We start from the raw sequence: 17,149 nt of genomic DNA, 5'->3' as shown, positions 1-17,149 counted from the left end.
CCACCATGGCTGTCGACACTCTCGCCGCCCCGGTCACCACCGCGCCACCACAGCGGTCCTCCAAGCCGACGCCAAGCTGGCGCAACCGGGAGACCCTGACCGCCTGGCTGTTCATCCTGCCCAGCCTGATCGGGTTCCTGATCTTCACCGCCGGACCGGTCGTCGCCGCCGGCGTGATCTCGCTGCTGGACTGGAACCTGTTCAGTCCGCCGCGCTGGGCCGGGCTGCGCAACTTCGCCCGCCTCGGCCCGGATCCGACGTTCTGGTCCGCGCTGGGCAACACGGCGTACTTCACGTTCGTGAGCGTGCCGCTGACGATCCTGGTGAGCCTCGCGCTGGCCTTGCTGCTGAATCAGGGGTTGCGCCGGGTCGCGGTCTTCCGCTCGCTGCTGCTGTTGCCGTACGCAACGATCACGGTGGCGGTCGCGTTCGTCTGGATCTGGCTCTACATCCCGCACGACGGCCTGATGAACGCCGTGCTCGGGGTGTTCGGCATCAACGGACCGACCTGGCTGATCTCGGACAACTGGGCGATGCCGGCGCTGATCCTGATGAGCGTGTGGAAGAGCTTCGGCTTCGGCATGGTCGTCTTCCTCGCTGGATTGCAGGCGATCCCGCAACAGCTCTACGAGGCTGCTCGCGTCGACGGCACGTCGCCGTGGCAGAGCTTCCGCAACGTCACCCTGCCGATGCTGTCTCCGGCCTTGTTCTTCGTGATCGTCACCTCGGTGATCGGCTCGTTCCAGATCTTCGACCAGGCGCTCATCATGACCAACGGCGGACCAGGCACCCGCACCACCACGCTGGTCATGTACATCTACCGGACCGGCTTCGAGAACTACGACCAGGGGTACGCCGCGGCACAGTCGCTCGTGCTGTTCGCGTTCATCGTGATGATCACCGCCACGCAGTTCCTCTTCCAGCGGAGGCTGGTCCACTATGACAACTGAGGCGCTCCCCTTGGTCTCCAACAAGGTTCTTCAGCGGAGGCTGATTGTCTTCGCCTGCTTCCTGGTCACCGCTCTCACCCTCATCCCGGTCGTCATGATGGTGCTGGTCGCGTTCCAGTCCGATGCCGAGTCGATGGCGGCCAAGCCGTCGTTCTGGCCGAGCAGTTGGCACCCGGAGAACCTGACGCGCGCCTTCGAGCTCGTGCCACTAGGCAAGTACCTCCTCAACACCGTGTACTTCGCTGGCGGTACGACCCTGCTCGAGACCGTGACGGCCGCGCTGGCGGCGTACGCGTTCGCCCGGCTGAACTTCCCCGGCCGCAGCTGGCTGTTCGGCATCTACCTCGCCACGCTGATGATCCCGTCGCAGGTGACGCTGATCCCGCAGTTCGTGCTGGTCGCGAAGCTGCACGGCATCGATACCTGGCCCGGGATGATCCTGCCGCACGCCTTTACCGCACTGGGCGTCTTCCTGCTCCGGCAGTTCTTCCTCGGCATCCCGCGCGACTACGAGGAGGCCGCCCGGCTGGACGGCGCGAACCGGTGGCAGGCGTTCGTCCGGGTGATCGTGCCACTGGCGATCCCGGCGATCGCGACGCTTGCCGTGTTCAAATTCATCGGCCAATGGAACAACCTCTTGTGGCCGTTGATCATCTCGAACAGCGATGCCACCCGAACCGCGTCGGTGGGGCTGCAGGTGTTCCAGGACACGAACGGCACCCAGTGGAACCTGTTGCTGATGGCAGCCACCGTCACCACGTTCCCCCTGATCATCCTGTTCTTCCTGACCCAACGCTGGTTCGTCCGAGGCATCACCATGAGTGGACTGGGAGGCCGCTAAATGACCTATCTGTGGTCTGTTTTCACCAAACCTTGGCTGGCGTTGCCGGGTGACGAGCTCGGTCGGCTCGTTTCCGGTCTCGGGTTCGCCGGAGCGGAGGTCCCGGTCCGCGAGGCTGCGTACGTGAGCCCGGCTACGGCCGAGGCTGAGTTGCCGAAGTTCACCGCTCAGTTGCGGGCCGAGGGCGTCGAACCGATCAGTGTCGCCAGTGACCTGTCCGAGCGGGTGTTCGCCGCATGTGCGGAGGCCGGCGTGCCGATGATCCGCATCATGGCCGAGCTCGGTCCCGATGGGTACGCCGCGTCGGTACGACGTACTCGCATGCTGCTCGAGACAGCGGCCGTACTGACCGAGCGGTACGGCGTGCAGGTCGGGGTGCAGCCGCATCACGGGCGATTCGTGGCGTCGACGCTCGGCGTACTGCAACTGCTCGACGGGCTGCCCGAGCAGTTCAAGCTGGTCTGGGATGCGGCGCACGACGCACTGGCCGGCGACCATCCGGCAGTGACGCTCGAGCTCGGCGCCGAGCGACTCGGCATCGTCAACCTGAAGAACGTGCAGTACCTCCGGACCGACGGCGTCTGGAAGCCGTACTTCGTGCAGGCCGACGAAGGACTGTCCGACTGGTCCGCGGTGTTCGCGGCTCTGCAGAAGGTCAAGTACTCCGGCCCGATCTGCCTGACCGGGCAGTACTCCGACCCCGCCGTACCGGTCGAGGAACGGCTCGAAAAAGATCTCCACGCCGCTGTCACATCCGCCGCACAGCATCCGTCAAGGGAGTGAAATCGACACACTCACTTGATGGAGAACCTCCCATGACTGCAGCACGGATGACCAACCCCGCCGAGATCCTCCCGGACGCCACCAAGGGCATCCAGAACATCTACAAGGCCATCGGGCAGGCCGGCGCGCCCGGTGCGACGCTCGAGCTCGTGCACCTGCGGGCGAGCCAGATCAACGGCTGCGCGCCGTGCGTGTTCGGCGGGATCAAGTCGGCGCTGAAGAACGGTGAGACCGACGAGCGGCTGCACCAGGTCGCGGCCTGGCGTGAGTCCGACCTGTTCACCGACGCCGAGCGGGCGGCGCTCGCGCTGGCCGAGGCCGCGACCCGGCTGGCGGACCGGCCGGAGGCGGTCACGGACGAGATCTGGGCCGCGGCGGCCGACCACTTCGGCGAGAAGGAACTGTCCGCGATCGTCCTGATGATCGCGCTGACGAACATGTTCAACCGGATCAACACGACGGTGCGCCAGCCGGCCGGTGCCACCTGGTAGTGAGTAACGTCGGAGCGCCGGTGTCGAGAACGGCACCGGCGCTCCGACGTACCCGGTGAATGGAGGCACGCGATGAAGTACATGCTGCTGATCTACGGGAACAACGACACCTGGGACGCCCTGCACGCCGAGGGAATCGAGCAGGTGCTCGATCGTCATCGACAGCTGGCCGAGGAGCTGAAGGCGAAGGGTGAGTACCTCGACGGTCTCGGCCTGACCATGGCGAACGCCCGGGTGGTCCGGGTGAACGACGGCGTCGCGGCGGTCACCGACGGGCCGTTCACGGAGGCGAAGGAGGTGCTGGCCGGCTACTACCTGCTCGACTGCAGTCTGGAGCGGGCGACCGAGATCGCGGCCAGGCTTCCGGAAGCGCGGTTCTCACCGATCGAGATCCGCTCGTTCACGGATCCGATGCCGGAGGATTCGTAGACCCCACTGCCGGATGCGTCGGCAGGTTCGGGAGCTGCTCCAGGGACTTGCCGGCCTCAGCTCGGCGTTGGGACCTGAGACCGGCGAGTCACTGACTCAGCTCATCCGTGCCGGCTGGGGTTGCCCGGCGCGAGGATGACTCCACCTGAGGCAGGCTGGTCACCCATGCCCCGGCCACCCTGGACGAACACGGTGGCACCTCGCTCCGGTGCCTGCGCACCGTCGCCGAGTCGCAGCGTGGTGGTCATGCCGTTGCTCAGTCTGAGCACCGCCACGCGTCGCGGGCGCACCGGGGACGTCGACGAGTTCACCTCGTGGATGCCGGTACACACCGCCGGTTGGATCGCGGCCCGTCCGAGACCAGCGTTGCCGTGACTCCTCACATCACGGCAGTGCTCGGCGAGCCTTGTCATCGCTGACACACTTCCCCCTTCTCCTCGTGTACTACCCCCGAGTGACGGTAGGCGCGGCCGCAAGAACGTCGCAGTACGACGCGACGACCGCACACTCCCCCGTCCTTCCCGCACCCGGAAACGACGCGGAAGTGATCAGGCAACCCTTGCTGAGAGTGACGGCGTTTGCAAGAGATAGTAACCGGAATCCCGAGTGCCGGAACTCCCGTCCACGGCGGAAAGTTGTGGCTCAGCGTGTGGTGCTGGCGCGCTCGACGATCCGGTGCGGGATCATCACCCGGCGCGGCGCCGCGAACTTGTCGGCCATCCGCTCGCCGAGCAGATCGAGGGCCGCCGACACGAAGGCCCGCCGGTCGAAGTCGACCGTCGTCAGCGGCGGGATCATGAACTGGCTCTCCAGGATGTTGTCGAACCCTGCCAGCAGCGTCTGCCCGGGGACAGCGACGCCCGCGCTCCAGAGCGCCGACGAGGCACCGGACGCGAGCGAGTCGGTGAAGCAGAAGAACGCGTCCGGCAACTCGTGCTCGGCGAGGTACTTCCCGACCACCGTCGCCGCACCTTCCGGCCGCCAGCGATCCAGGCCGATCTCGAGGGCGGGATCGTTCGGTACGCCGGCCTCCTCGAGCGCCTGGCGATAGCCGGCGGTCCGCAACCGGGAGGCCGCCGTACCGGGAGCCTCAGCGGATCCGGCCAGTACGCCGGTGCCACTCGAGCCGCGCGGGATCTCCGGCGTACCGACCGCTGCGATGCGGCGGCAGCCCTGTGCGAGCAGGTGTTTGGTCATGTCCCGGGCGGCGGCGACGTTGTCGATCGCGACCTGGCTGACCAGATCCTGGTCGACGTCGCCGATCAGCACCAGCGGCGGCAGCGGCCCGGCCGTCGTGACCGCGCTGTCGTCCAGGTTCACCGGGTTGAGGATCAGGCCGTCGACCAGGTACGCGCGGGCCTTCGACAGCAGCTCGAACTCACGCTTGGGCTCGGCCGCGGTCTGCTCGATCTGCACACCCCAGCCGCGCTCGTGGGCGAGCTCGACGACCAGATGGACGACCTCCGCGGAGTACGGCCGGAGCAGGTCGGGCAACGCGAGCGCGATCATGCCGGTCCGGCCGTTGCGCAGGCCCCGAGCACTCATGTTCGGCACGTAGTCGAGCTCGGCCAGCGCACTCTCGACCCGAGCCTTGGTCTCCGGTCGGACGAACACGACGCCGTTGATGACGTTGGACACCGTCTTCGGGGACACCCCGGCCAGCTTGGCGACGTCTTTGACGGTGGCACGCATGTCGCCCATTGTCACACCTGGCCACGTTGTCACAAGTCAGCGAGTGACGAGTGCGCCACCGTTCACGTGCAGGACCTGACCGGTGAGGTGCCGGGCGGCCGGCGAGGCGAGGAAGTGGATGGTGCCGGCGATGTCTTCGACCTGGCCTTCCCGTTTGGTCATTGTTGCTGCGAGCAACGTCTCGCGGCGCTCCGGGGTGAGCCGGCCCTGGAAGAACTCCGTCTCGGCGGTGAAGCCTGGGGCGACGACGTTCGAGGTGATGCCGCGCGGTCCGAGTTCGGCGGCCACGTCCTGGTTCCACAACGCCAGCGCTGCCTTGGAGGCGCCGTACGAGCCGGGGCCGCGGGCGCCGGCGATCGAGCCGAGGTGCACGACGGCGGTGGTGAGCCGCGGCGCCAGGGCGGTCGTGGTGAGGACGGCGCTGAGCAGATTGGCTTCCAGATTGGCCAGCCAGTTCGCCTTCAGTTGCTCCAGGCCTGCGTCGGGCCGGCCGAAGTCGGTGTTCCCGCCCGCGTTGTTGACCAGTACGTCGACCTGGTCCGGGAGCGTGTCCAGCAGTCGCTCGACCTGCGCCGGATCGGTCGCATCGCACACCACTCCCCTGGCTCCGAGGTCGGCCGCGGTCTTGGCGAGTACGTCTTCCCGGCGGCCGGTGATCACCACCTCGTCGCCGTCCGCGCGGAACCGCTCGGCGGTCGCCCGCCCGATTCCGGTCGCTCCGCCGGTCACCACGATCACCCGCGTCATCGTCGCATCCTCACGTTTAGGTCTAAATGTTTAGACCTAAACGTATCATCACCCTGTGGCCGACACCTATCCCCTCGACACACCCAGCCCGTATCCCGCCGCGGAGATCGCCCGCGCCTGGCAACGCGAGCGGCCCGGTACGCCGACGGACTCGATCGAGATCGTCACTCCCCTGTGGCGGCTCGCCAAGCTCTTCGCCGACGACCGCCGGCGGGTGCTCGCCGATGCCGGAGTGGATCCGGCCACGCTCGATCTGCTCAGCGTGCTGCGCCGGGCGGGCGCGCCGTACGAGGTGAGTACGCGCGAGCTGAGCCGCCGTACGCTCGTCACCGCCGGAGCGATCTCGCAGCGGGTCGCCCGGGCCGAGGACGCCGGCCTGGTCACCCGCCGGACCGCCGATGACGGCAGCCGGGCGGTGGTCGTGACCCTGACCGCGGCCGGCCACGACCTCATCGAGCGGACGGTCGACCAGGTGCTGACCCGCGAGTCCGAGCTGGTCGCGTCACTGTCCCCCACCGGTCGCGCGCAACTGGCCGCCCAACTGCAGGAACTCCTCGACGAGGTTGCGAAGCGGACCGGAAACCTTCGTCACGGCGTATAAGCTTTGCGCGCTGAGCTGTGGCTGGTTGTGCATGAAAAGTTCCTACGACTGCTTCAATGTCACAATTGAAGGATGCCTGTTGCCGACAGCCACGACTTCATCCAGGTACGGGGCGCCCGCGAGAACAACCTCGGCGGCGTCTCCCTCGACATCCCGAAACGTCGTCTCACCGTCTTCACCGGCGTCTCCGGCTCCGGTAAATCATCACTGGTCTTCGACACCATCGCCGCCGAGTCGCAGCGGCTGATCAACGAGACCTACACCGCCTTCGTCCAGAACTTCATGCCGAGCCTCGGCCGCCCGGACGTGGACTCGCTGCAGAACCTGTCCGCCGCGATCATCGTCGACCAGGAGCGGATCGGCGCCAATGCCCGGTCCACGGTCGGTACCGCGACCGACGCACACACCATGCTCCGGGTCCTGTTCAGCCGCGCGGGCACGCCGTACGTCGGGCCGCCCTCGGCGTTCAGCTTCAACCGGGCCGAGGGAATGTGCCCGCAGTGCGAAGGACTCGGCCGGACCACCGAGTTCGACCTCGACGAGCTGGTCGACCGGGACAAGAGCCTCAACCAGGGCCCGATCAAGGCGCCCGGGTACGCGATCGACAGCTGGCACTGGCAGCTGATGGCGAACTCCGGGCTGTTCGATCCGGACCTTCCACTCAAGGACTATCCGGCCGAGGCCTGGGAGCGGTTCCTCTACCAGGAGCCGACCAAGATCAAGGTCGGGAAGAGCAACCTGACCTTCGAGGGCCTGGTCGCCAAGATCAAGCGACAGTACCTCGGCAAGGATCCGCAGTCGCTGCAGAGCCACGCCCGCGCGTTCGCGGAGCGCGCGATCCGGCAGACGACCTGCCCCGAGTGCGCCGGCGTCCGGCTGAACGAGGCCGCCCGGACGACCAGCGTGAACGGGCGCACCATCGGCGAGTGCTCGGGGATGCAGATCAGCGACCTCGCCGAGTTCGTTGCCGGAATCAACCATCCGGGAGTCGGGCCGATGCTCGAAGGACTCCGGCAGACGCTGGACTCGTTCGTCACCATCGGCCTCGGGTACCTCAGCCTGGACCGGGAGTCGACGACCCTGTCCGGCGGCGAGGCCCAGCGGATCAAGCTGGTGCGTCATCTCGGCTCCAGCCTGAGCGACGTCACCTACGTCTTCGACGAGCCCACGATCGGGCTGCATCCGCACGACATCCAGCAGATGAACGACCTGCTCCTGCAACTGCGGGACAAGGGCAACACCGTCCTGGTCGTCGAGCACAAGCCGGAGACGATCCGGATCGCCGACCACGTCGTCGACCTCGGTCCCGGTGCCGGTCTGGCCGGCGGACGACTCTGCTACGCCGGCGATCTCGACGGCCTGAAGAACTCCGGCACGCTCACCGGTCGGTACCTCGATCACCGCATTGCCCTGCGAGACGACGTACGCCGTCCGACCGGCAAGCTCGCGATCGAGAACGCGACCCTGCACAACCTGCGCAACGTCAGCGTGGACGTCCCGCTCGGCGTCCTCACGGTCGTCACCGGGGTGGCTGGATCCGGGAAGAGCTCACTGATCCATGGATCGCTGGCCGGGCGGGACGGTGTGATCATCGCCGGGCAGGAGCCGATCCGCGGGTCGAAACGCAGCAATCCCGCGACCTACACCGGGCTTCTCGATCCGATCCGGGCCGAGTTCGCGAAGGCGAACAAGGTCAAGCCGGGGTTGTTCAGCGCGAACTCGGTCGGCGCCTGCCCGACCTGCAAGGGCATCGGACTCGTCTACACGGATCTGGCGATGATGGCCGAGGTCGCCTCGATCTGTGAGGACTGCAACGGCGCCCGCTTCACCGCGGAGGTGCTCGCGTACCGGCTGCGTGGAAAGAACATCAGCGAGGTGCTGCGGATGACCGTGACCGAGGCCCGGGAATTCTTCCCCAAGGGTCCGGCGCGGACCGTCCTCGATCGGCTCGCGACGGTCGGACTCGGATACATCGGCCTCGGTCAGCCACTGACCACGCTGTCCGGTGGTGAGCGGCAGCGCCTCAAGCTGGCCATCAACATGGGCAGGACCGGCTCGATCTACATCCTCGACGAACCCACCACCGGACTGCACCTGGCCGACGTCGACCAACTGCTCGGCATGCTCGACACCCTGGTCGACCAGGGCAACACCGTGATCGTCATCGAGCATCACCAGGCCGTGATGGCCCACGCCGACTGGCTCATCGACGTCGGCCCCGGGGCCGGTCACGACGGCGGCCGGATCGTCTTCACCGGCACCCCGGCCGACCTGGTCGAGAGCAGCCCGACCGTGACCGCCGAGCACCTGCGCGAGTACGTCGGCGCCGAACCGGATCCGCAGGTCATGGCCTAAGGCAACAGCTCGGCGGCCAGCGTCTCGATCAGGTCGTGCCAGGTGTTGAGGTAACCGGCGGCGGGGCCGGTCTGGGTGAGCACCAGACGGGCTCCGCCGTTGCCGTCCCGCAGCGTCCAGGTCACCTCGCCGCCGCTCCAGCCGTAGCTGAGGCGCACTGGCTCCTCCAGGTCGAGGACCGGACCCGGATCAATGCCCTTCGCAACGAACCCGGCCGGCGGCGCGCTCCCGGCCGCAGCGCGCTCCGCGCCGGTGAGCAACTGCCAGACAGCCTCCTTCGGCTTCACCAACTGACGCTCGAACCGCACCCCGCCGTCATCCGTGACGACGCCTTCGTCCAGCCCATACACCTTCACGAAGTGCTCATGCAGTACGGCGTAGTCGCGCTCGGGCACCGATCCGCCCAGCACGCGATCCAGCGCGTCGAAGCACAACGTCCAGCCGCCACTGAAGCTCGCGGATCCCGGACGATCGTCGTACGTCGCGGTCAGCTGCAACGTGCACCCGTCCGGCGACGGGTCCAGCTCCCAGCGCAGCACCTCGACGCCCCAGGTGTACTCGAGCAGCTTCGGCGGCTCGTACGCGCGGATCACACCGCTGGTCTGGACGTCGACGGGCGCGCCCGGATCCGTCTCGAAGGTGAAGGTGACCGGACCGTCCAGCCGCAGGTCGAACTCGACCGCGGCCGGGAACCATCCGGCCAGCTGGCCGGGCTCGGTGATCGCCCGCCAGACCTTCTCCACCGGATGCCGCAGCTCCCGCCGCATCCGCAGAACCGTCCGGCCGTTCTCGGTGCTCAAGGTCTCGGTCATGAGTCCATATATACCCGACCCGGCATATACGATCAACCGGCGAACCGGGCCAGATCCGCGAGCTCTCCGGCGAGGTCCGTGCGGGCGCCGGCGTCGAACAGTTCGTAGGAACGGTCGGCGTGCCGCCACGAACCGATCACCCTGCCCGCCTCGAGCACCGCCGGCCGCAACATGCCGCCACCGGGATGGATCTGCTGGTGGAACTCGGCGGCCAGCGCCTGCCGCCGATCCTGATAGCCGAGCAGATACGCGTCGAACTCCCCCAGCAGCCGCACGTCCCGGCATCCCGGCAGATCATCGATGGCGGCCAACTCAACTCCTTCGACGTCGAAAGACTTGGTTGCCGCCGCCTGCACAGCGCGGCGTGCGACCGGCACCGGCAGCCCCGACCAGGTCGCGAAGTCGCGTGCCGTCGCCGGTCCATACGCGGCCAGATAGCGCCGGGCCAGCGTCTCGACGTCACCTTCCAGTACGAGCGGCTTGCCCAGCCAGTCGCTCACCGCGACCCAGGTCTCGTCCTTGTCGTACCCCGGCCCGTAACACAGCCGACCGAGCAGCCCGGTGTACCGGATCAGGGCGTACACCGCTTGGCCCTTGGGCTCCTCGATCAGTCCGGCCTTCACGAGTACCTCGGCCAACTGGGTGCGCGTGGACGGGCCATGGCTCAGCAGATGTGCTTCGAGTCGGTCGGCGGCTTCAGCCCGGATCGCCTTGGTCAGACCGAGTTCGCCGTACCGGCGCTCGGTGTCCTTGATGGCCTTGGGACCGAGCAGGCCGAGAAGTGGGCCCGCGTCCTCCACGGCGACGAGTTGGAGGGTCCCACGCATGAACCAGCCACGGACGACGCTCCGGTCGGTCTCCTGCGCGTGTGATACGTCAGCGAAAGTGGTCGCGGTCGAGCGCGCCCGGACGGCGTACGCGGCACCGCGCCACGCCTGCGCTTGGAGTCCCCCCGTCCGGCGCACGACGTCGGCCACCCCTCCGGGGCCGGCCTCGTCCACCGGACGTGCCAGGCAGTTGGCCTGCATGCGGGCCGCCAAGAGCCAGTCCACAGACCTCTCCGCCACCCCAGCATGACACCACGAACAAACCCCGACCCGCATCTCGAATGCCGGCGACCACCCGAACAGCAGTCGGGGCCTGGGACACCAACTCGGGAGCCAAGACAGGAAATAGCTTGTCTCAGGTCACCGAACGGTGCCCCAGGCCCCAACTGCGGGACTACGGGACTGCGCCGATCAGAGCGCGGGCTGGACCAGGTTGGCGAAGTTGGCGTGGCCGGTGACGTTCGGGTGGTAGGACTCGCTGACCGGGTTCGACAGGCCGTTGATCCACTCCGGGCTGCCGCAGACGGCGTGGCCGACGAACAGCGAGGTCGGGTTGACGAAGGCGAAGCCGGCCGCGCTCGCCGACGCTGCGATCTTCGAGTTGAGCAGGTCGGCGGTCGCGTTCAGCCGGGTCATCTCGTCCGGACTGAAAAAGGTGCCGGCGTTGCAGTCGGTGCCGTTGAACAGTCGCGGGTAGCCGACCACCACGACCCGGGCCGAGGACGCCCGGCTCCTGATCGAGGAGTACAGGGTGTTCAGCCGGCCGGGCAGGGTGTTGTTGATGATCGCCTGCGCGTTCGCGACGGCACTCGTGCAGTTACCGAGCCAGGAGGGCTTGGCGCACTCGGTGATGACCGAGGAGAAGCCGGCGTCGTTGCCACCGACCTGCACCGACACGAGGTTGGCGGCGCTCGTCACCGAGGGCAGCTGGTTGGCGGTGACGTCGGCGACGCGGGCTCCGGAACAGGCCACGAACGTGAGGTTCGCCCCGATCCGGGCCGCGTCGATGTACGGATAGGCCTTCACCGATCGCTGGCAGGACCCGCTGCTGGAGATGTAGGTGCGGGTGCCGACGCCGGAGGCGTACGAGTCGCCGAGGGCGACGTAGTTCGGCGCCGCCGCATGGGCGACCCCAGGACTGAGCAGCATTGCGGCGCCGAGGGCCGCGGCGGAGAGCAGACTGGCGATGGACTTCATGGGCGGACCGCCTTTCTGTGCACGACAGCACAGCGTGTGTGCGAGAGGTGGCGACTGAACCACTCAACGTCACCTTCGCCGACTCGCGAGTAACACACAAGGGCCTGGTTAGAAGTTCACCGCCAGTTGCCGATTCCGGTAGGCCGAGTTTCCGGCTAGTCGTTCCACGACGACAAGCCGGGGCCGAGCGGCAGCGGGTAGCAGCCGTCCACCAGTTCGACCCGGCCGTCCGCCGGCAGCAGTCCGCTCTCCACATAGATCGTGTTCGGGAGTGCGGCCAGCACGTGGATGTGTGCACCACCCCCGTGCGACGCGTACGGCACACCGAACCCAGCCGCCATCAGTCCGATCTCGAGGCAGTCGGTCAGCCCACCCGCACGCCTCAGATCCGGCTGTACGACGCCCACCCCGCCCCGAGCGATCAGGTCGCGGAAGGCGGCCTGCCCGTACCTGTTCTCGCCGGTCGCGATCGGGATGTCCAGCTTGCCGGCCAGCCGGACATGGCTCTCGGTGTCGGCGGCCGGCAACGGCTCCTCGAACCACCGGCACCCGAGCCCTTCGTACGCACGGCCCCGGCGCAGCGCCTCGTCGTACCCGAAGGCCTGGTTCGCGTCGACCATCAGCGGGGCATCCGGCCCGATCACGGCCCGGACGGCCTTGATCCGTTGGATGTCCTCGCTGAGCGGGCCGCCGCCGACCTTCATCTTGACGCCGCGGAAGCCCTGCTCCATCGCCTTGGCCGACACGGTCTCCAGGCCCGCGACGTCCAGCTCGAGCCAGCCCACCATCGCGTACGTCGGGATGGTGGTGCGCTGTGCACCCAGCAGCTTCCAGACCGGCACGTCCAGCGACTTGCCGAGGAGATCCCACAACGCCAGATCGATCGCCGAGATCCCGTACGACGACAGCCCCGCCGTGCCCTGGTAGTCGGTGAGTGTCTGCAGCCGCTGACGGATCCCGCGGATCAGGGCCGGATCCTCGCCGATGATCGCTGGGGCCAGTTGCTCGGTGATGATCTTGGCCAGGACCGCCGGTGAGCTCGCCACCCGACCGAAGTACGTGGTGCTGACGCCACTCACACCTTCGTCGGTGTCGATCCGTACCCGGGTCTGGCCGTTGCGGTCGAGCAACTGGATCGCGTCGCGGACCGCATGCGCCTTCTGCTCCGACACGACCTCGACACTGATGTCCGTGACCTTCATGTCACCCCTTGCCCGCGAGGACGTCTTCGACCTTCTGCTTCACGCTGCCCAGCGCGGCCGCCGCTGTCTGCTTGCCGCTCCAGACGTCGTCGAGGACCGGGCGGTAGATGGTCCGGGCGCGTTCGATGTAGCGGCTGAAGTTCTCGTTCACCGCGTTGTCCAGCGCCTGGGTGACGAGGGCGAGGTTGGCCGGGCCCTTGTCGTCCGGTACGAACAGCGCCGCCGAACTCTTGCTGACCGGCATGAAGCCGCGTGACTGCGCGAGGAGCTTCGACGCGTCCGGGCCGGCGCAGTACTTGAGGAAGTCCCAGGCTGCGTCAGGGTCCTTCGACTGCTTCGGGATCGCCAGCACGGTCATCGTGTTGACGGTCGTCCGGCGGGCCTTCATCGGCGTCGGGAAGATGTCCCACTTCACCTTCGCATTGCTGCGCAGGTACGGGATGCCGCTGGTGAGCGAGAGCAGCATCGCGACCTTGCCGGTGCCCAGCTGGGCCAGCGCCCAGTTCGGCGTCTGCCGGCCGGCCGTGACGGTGGCGAAGTCCGGGTGGACCTTGTGGACGAGGGCGAGGTCGGCGACCCACTGGATCGCCTCGGCGCCTTGCTGCTCGGCCAGCGTGAAGCGAGTGGCGTCCTTGGAGTAGATTCCGTCGCCGCCGTTGCTGACCGGCCAGACGGTCTCCAGCGAGGTGTCCGGGAAGACCAGTGCTCCCCAGCGTTCGCCGTTGGGCTTGGTGAGCTTCTTCGCGGCGTCGAGGAAGTCGTCCCAGGTCCAGCCGCTCTTCGCCCAGTCCTTCGGCGGCAGTTCGACGCCGGCTTCGGCGAACGCGTCGGTGTTGCAGTAGATGACGCCGGGGTTCGTCATGATCGGCCAGGCGGCATGCGCGCCGTCCTCCTGCTTCGGGAAGTTGAACGCCACCGGGAAGTAGTCCTCGGGCTTGATGCCGTCCTTCTCGAGGTACGGCTTCAGGTCGAGCAGGGATCCCTCGGCGTAGTACCCCTTGACGTAGTCGTCGTTGATCCGGATCGCCGTCGGGGCCGCCCCCGACGACAGCACCGTGCGCAGCTTCGTGTCGTAGTCGTCGCCCGGCACGGACTGGATGTCGAGGGTCTTGCCGGCGCCCTTGGCCCAGTTCTCGGCGACCGTGTAGAGCGGGGTGCCGCTGTTGGTGTCCCAGGTGAGGAAGGAGGCGTTGCCGCCCCCGCCTGCTGCGCTGCTGTTGCCACTGCACGCGGCGAGCGGCAACCCGACAGCGATGGCCCCACCGGTGACGCCGAAGGCTTTGAGCACCGACCGTCGGGAAAACTGTGATGCGGTCATGGTCTTTCCTGTTCTGTCAGGGGTTAGTTGGTGCGCAGTTTCGCGACCGCGTCGTCGTCCAGCTCGATGCCCAGACCGGGCAGTTCCCACGGCGTGATCTCGCCGTTCACGGGGACGAGCGGGTTCTGCCAGATCGGCACGTCGTCGAGGATCGGGTTGCGCTCGATGTTGTACTCCTGCGGGTACACGCAGGACGGCGTACTGACCCAGAGGTGGGCGTGCGCCGACGTACCGATCGTCTGCTGGGTGTTGTGCACCGTGATCGGCTTGGTGAAGGTGTCGGCGAGGACGGCGATCTTCTTGAACTCGGTGATCCCGCCGCACTTGATGACGTCGGGCTGCAGGATGTCGACCCGCCCGGTCAGGATCAGGTCACGGAACTGCCAGGTGGTGTACTCCTGCTCCCCCACCGCGATCGGGATGTCGACCGCGTCGGCCAGCCGTCCGTACGCCGCATAGTCGTGGGCGGCGAGTGGTTCCTCGAAGTGCCACACGCCGAGGTCCTCCAGCGCATGAGCCAGCTTGATGGCGGTGTGTTCGTAGTACGCGTTGTTGACGTCGACCAGGATCGGGAAGTCGTCCCCGACCAGCTTCCGGACCGCCGTCACAGTCGCGATGGTCTGGTCGAAACCGTCGTCGTGCATCCACGGCGTCGACGAGTGGATCTTGTAGCCGTGGAAGCCCTTCTCCTGGAAGGACTGCGCGCGTTCGGCCTCCTGCTGCGGGCTCATCCCCCGTGCCATGGAGCTCGCGTAGACCTTGGCGCTCTGGCGGTACTTCCCGCCGAGCAACTGGTAGGTGGGCAGCCCGGCGGCCTTGCCGAGCAGGTCCCACAGGGCGATGTCGATGCCGGCGATGGCGTTCAGCTGGGCGCCGCCGGGGCCGAGCTTGTAGGGCTTGGTGTACAGCCGGCGCCACAGCCGCTCGATGTCGGTCGCCTCCTCGCCGACCAGCAGTGGCGCGAGCGCCTGCTCCACGACGCTGTGGGTGACGTGGGCGTTCATCGGACTGACCTCGCCGACGCCCACCAGGCCGTCGTCGGTGTGGATCTTCAGGATGTGCAGCTTGTCGAGCAGGATGATCGATTCGATCCGGGTGATCCGCATGGTCAACCTTTCAGGCCGGACATCGTGATGCCCTGGACGAAGTACTTCTGGGCCACCAGGAACAGCAGCAGCGGGGGCAGGATCGTCAGCGTCGCGGCCGCCATCATCAGATTGGTCTGGGTGAAGAACTCACCCTTGAACAGCGCGAGCGCGATCGGCATCGTCTGCAACCGCGTCGAGTTGAGGAAGATCAACGGCCCGAACAGGTCGTTCCACGAGCCCATGAAGGTGAGCGCGCCGACCGCGGCCAGGGCTGGTTTCACCTGCGGCAGCATGATCCGCCAGAAGGTGCCGAAGGTGGACGCGCCGTCGAGCTTGGCGGCCTCCTCCAGCTCCATCGGTACGCCGCGGAACGCCTGCCGGAGCAGGAAGGTGCCGAAGACCGGTGTCAGCACGTTCGGCACCCACAGCGGGTAGTGGGTGTCGATCCACCCCATCTCGCGGAACAGCATGTACTGCGGGACGAGGTAGACAATGCCCGGGATCATTGCCGTCGACAACAACAGCGCGAAGGCCAGGTTCTTGAAGGCGAAGTTCAGCCGGGCGAAGCCGTAGCCGGCCAGCGACGCGAACAGCAGCAGGAAACCGACGTTCAGTGCGGCCAGCTTGCAGCTGTTCAGGAAGAACGGCAGGAGCCCGTCGCCGGCCTGGGAGTAGTTGGCCCACTGGAAGGTGGACGGGATGAACGTCGGCGGCGACTGCAGTACTTCGTTCTCCGGCTTGAGCGATGCGCTGATCATCCAGAGCAGCGGCATCGCGAACACCACGGCGAAGAACAGCAGTACGACGATCAGCACGACGCGGCGTGGGATGTGCCTCGGTGGCCGGTTCACCGGGATCCGGAGAGTCTCAGCTGTCATAGTGCACCCACCGTTTCTCCATCTTCCACTGGATCGCGGTGACGACACCGACGATGACGAACAGCACCCAGCCCATCGCGGACGCGTAACCCAGCCGGCCGTGCCCGAAGGCCGCCTCGTAGATCTGGAAGATGAACACCGAGGTGGCGTTGTTCGGCCCGCCGGACGTCATCACGTAGATGATCCCGAACACCTGGAACGAGGTGATGAACTGCGTGATGGTGAGGAAGAACAGGCTCGGCGTCAGCAGCGGGAACATCACCGACCAGAACCGCCGCCAGGCCGACGCTCCGTCCACCGTCGCCGCTTCGATCAGCGACTGGTCGATGCTCTGCAACCCGGCCAGCAGGATCACCATCGGATAGCCGACGCCCTGCCAGAGCGCGACGATGATCACCGCGATCAGCGCGGTCCTGGTGTCGGACAGCCAGGCCGGCCCGTCGATGCCGATCGTCTTCAAGGTGGAGTTGAACAGGCCGTTGTCCGGGTTGTACAGCCAGAACCAGACGAAGCCGATCGCGACGACGTTGGTGACCGCGGGCGAGTAGTACAGCGTCCGGAAGATGCCGATGCCCTTGACCTTCTGGTTACACAGGACGGCGAGACCGAGCCCGATGAAGATGGTCAGTACGACGACGACCACCGTGAAGATCACCGTGTTCTTCAGTGACGGCCAGAACGTGTCGTCGGCGGTGAACAGCTCCTTGTAGTTCTCCAGGCCGAGGAACTTCGGTGCGTTCAGCCCGGACCAGTTGGTCAGCGACACCACCAGGGAGGCCGCGACCGGTGCCAGCTGGAAGAACAGCACGCCGGCGATCACCGGTCCGACGAACAACCAGCCGGCCAGGTTCTGCCGCTTCGGTTTCACCTTCACCCGTTTGCGCGCGGGTCGTCTGCCGTCGACGTCCGGGGGTTTCAGGAGGACTGCGTTGGCCATC

General features: G+C 67.1%; 18 protein-coding genes. 7 read left to right on the top strand and 11 right to left on the bottom strand.

From position 1 onward, the window contains the following. The first annotated feature begins 5 nt into the window (after window positions 1–5). From OG555_RS35205 to OG555_RS35185, 5 genes are all read left to right on the top strand, one after another. A complete protein-coding gene (locus OG555_RS35205; protein WP_329477107.1) occupies window positions 6–950 on the top strand; it encodes a carbohydrate ABC transporter permease in 945 nt (314 codons plus the stop codon). Then, the gene (locus OG555_RS35200) at window positions 940–1,791 is read left to right on the top strand and encodes a carbohydrate ABC transporter permease (protein WP_329477105.1); all 852 of its coding nucleotides are present in this window, start codon (window positions 940–942) and stop codon (window positions 1,789–1,791) included. The genes OG555_RS35205 and OG555_RS35200 overlap by 11 nt, the downstream gene beginning before the upstream one ends. Beyond that, window positions 1,792–2,574: a sugar phosphate isomerase/epimerase family protein gene (locus tag OG555_RS35195; protein WP_329477103.1), complete on the top strand. Its 783-nt coding sequence runs from the start codon at window positions 1,792–1,794 to the stop codon at window positions 2,572–2,574. A 32-nt stretch (window positions 2,575–2,606) separates the two neighbouring features. Then, window positions 2,607–3,065, top strand: a complete 459-nt coding sequence (locus OG555_RS35190; protein WP_328520779.1) for a carboxymuconolactone decarboxylase family protein — start codon at window positions 2,607–2,609, stop codon at window positions 3,063–3,065. A 72-nt stretch (window positions 3,066–3,137) separates the two neighbouring features. After that, on the top strand, window positions 3,138–3,494 hold the full coding sequence (locus tag OG555_RS35185) for a YciI family protein (RefSeq protein ID WP_329477101.1): 357 nt from the start codon (window positions 3,138–3,140) through the stop codon (window positions 3,492–3,494). 101 nt (window positions 3,495–3,595) lie between these two features. On the opposite strand, the gene OG555_RS35180 is transcribed toward OG555_RS35185, so the two are convergent. The 3 genes from OG555_RS35180 to OG555_RS35170 form a co-directional block, all read right to left on the bottom strand. Continuing rightward, window positions 3,596–3,907 carry a hypothetical protein gene (locus OG555_RS35180; protein ID WP_329477099.1) on the bottom strand — a complete coding sequence of 104 codons (312 nt, stop codon included), beginning with the start codon at window positions 3,905–3,907 and terminating at the stop codon, window positions 3,596–3,598. 229 nt (window positions 3,908–4,136) lie between these two features. After that, a complete protein-coding gene (locus OG555_RS35175; protein ID WP_329477097.1) occupies window positions 4,137–5,186 on the bottom strand; it encodes a LacI family DNA-binding transcriptional regulator in 1,050 nt (349 codons plus the stop codon). Between the two features lie 36 nt (window positions 5,187–5,222). Then, window positions 5,223–5,933 carry an SDR family NAD(P)-dependent oxidoreductase gene (locus OG555_RS35170; protein ID WP_329477095.1) on the bottom strand — a complete coding sequence of 237 codons (711 nt, stop codon included), beginning with the start codon at window positions 5,931–5,933 and terminating at the stop codon, window positions 5,223–5,225. Between the two features lie 55 nt (window positions 5,934–5,988). Here OG555_RS35170 and OG555_RS35165 point away from each other — a divergent pair, with 55 nt between their 5' ends. Both OG555_RS35165 and OG555_RS35160 read left to right on the top strand, forming a co-directional pair. Then, entirely contained in the window at window positions 5,989–6,534 is a 546-nt protein-coding gene (locus OG555_RS35165) for a MarR family winged helix-turn-helix transcriptional regulator (protein ID WP_329477093.1), read from the top strand. Between the two features lie 72 nt (window positions 6,535–6,606). Beyond that, window positions 6,607–8,889: an excinuclease ABC subunit UvrA gene (locus OG555_RS35160; protein ID WP_329477091.1), complete on the top strand. Its 2,283-nt coding sequence runs from the start codon at window positions 6,607–6,609 to the stop codon at window positions 8,887–8,889. Here the strand turns inward: OG555_RS35160 and OG555_RS35155 are convergent. The 8 genes from OG555_RS35155 to OG555_RS35120 form a co-directional block, all read right to left on the bottom strand. Next, window positions 8,886–9,701 (bottom strand): SRPBCC family protein, encoded by an 816-nt coding sequence (locus tag OG555_RS35155; protein WP_329477089.1) that lies wholly within the window; start codon window positions 9,699–9,701, stop codon window positions 8,886–8,888. The genes OG555_RS35160 and OG555_RS35155 overlap by 4 nt on opposite strands. Before the next feature lie 32 nt (window positions 9,702–9,733). Next, complete coding sequence (locus OG555_RS35150; RefSeq protein ID WP_329477087.1) at window positions 9,734–10,753, bottom strand: winged helix DNA-binding domain-containing protein; 1,020 nt, start codon at window positions 10,751–10,753, stop codon at window positions 9,734–9,736. Window positions 10,754–10,939: 186 nt separating this feature from the next. Beyond that, complete coding sequence (locus OG555_RS35145) at window positions 10,940–11,725, bottom strand: SGNH/GDSL hydrolase family protein (protein WP_329477085.1); 786 nt, start codon at window positions 11,723–11,725, stop codon at window positions 10,940–10,942. 155 nt (window positions 11,726–11,880) lie between these two features. Further along, the gene (locus tag OG555_RS35140; RefSeq protein WP_329477083.1) at window positions 11,881–12,927 is read right to left on the bottom strand and encodes a mandelate racemase/muconate lactonizing enzyme family protein; all 1,047 of its coding nucleotides are present in this window, start codon (window positions 12,925–12,927) and stop codon (window positions 11,881–11,883) included. A gap of 1 nt (window position 12,928) precedes the next feature. Next, window positions 12,929–14,245: an extracellular solute-binding protein gene (locus OG555_RS35135; RefSeq protein ID WP_329477081.1), complete on the bottom strand. Its 1,317-nt coding sequence runs from the start codon at window positions 14,243–14,245 to the stop codon at window positions 12,929–12,931. Window positions 14,246–14,268: 23 nt separating this feature from the next. Further along, window positions 14,269–15,351 carry a mandelate racemase/muconate lactonizing enzyme family protein gene (locus OG555_RS35130; RefSeq protein WP_329477079.1) on the bottom strand — a complete coding sequence of 361 codons (1,083 nt, stop codon included), beginning with the start codon at window positions 15,349–15,351 and terminating at the stop codon, window positions 14,269–14,271. 2 nt (window positions 15,352–15,353) lie between these two features. Further along, the gene (locus tag OG555_RS35125) at window positions 15,354–16,211 is read right to left on the bottom strand and encodes a carbohydrate ABC transporter permease (RefSeq protein ID WP_329477077.1); all 858 of its coding nucleotides are present in this window, start codon (window positions 16,209–16,211) and stop codon (window positions 15,354–15,356) included. Next, window positions 16,201–17,148, bottom strand: coding sequence for a carbohydrate ABC transporter permease (locus OG555_RS35120; protein ID WP_329477075.1), 948 nt, complete (start codon window positions 17,146–17,148; stop codon window positions 16,201–16,203). Before OG555_RS35120 ends, OG555_RS35125 begins: the two co-directional genes overlap by 11 nt. Between the last annotated feature and the right edge of the window lies 1 nt (window position 17,149).

Source organism: Kribbella sp. NBC_01484, from assembly GCF_036227145.1.
Taxonomy (GTDB): domain Bacteria; phylum Actinomycetota; class Actinomycetes; order Propionibacteriales; family Kribbellaceae; genus Kribbella.
This window is presented reverse-complemented; position numbering and strand designations above follow the sequence as displayed.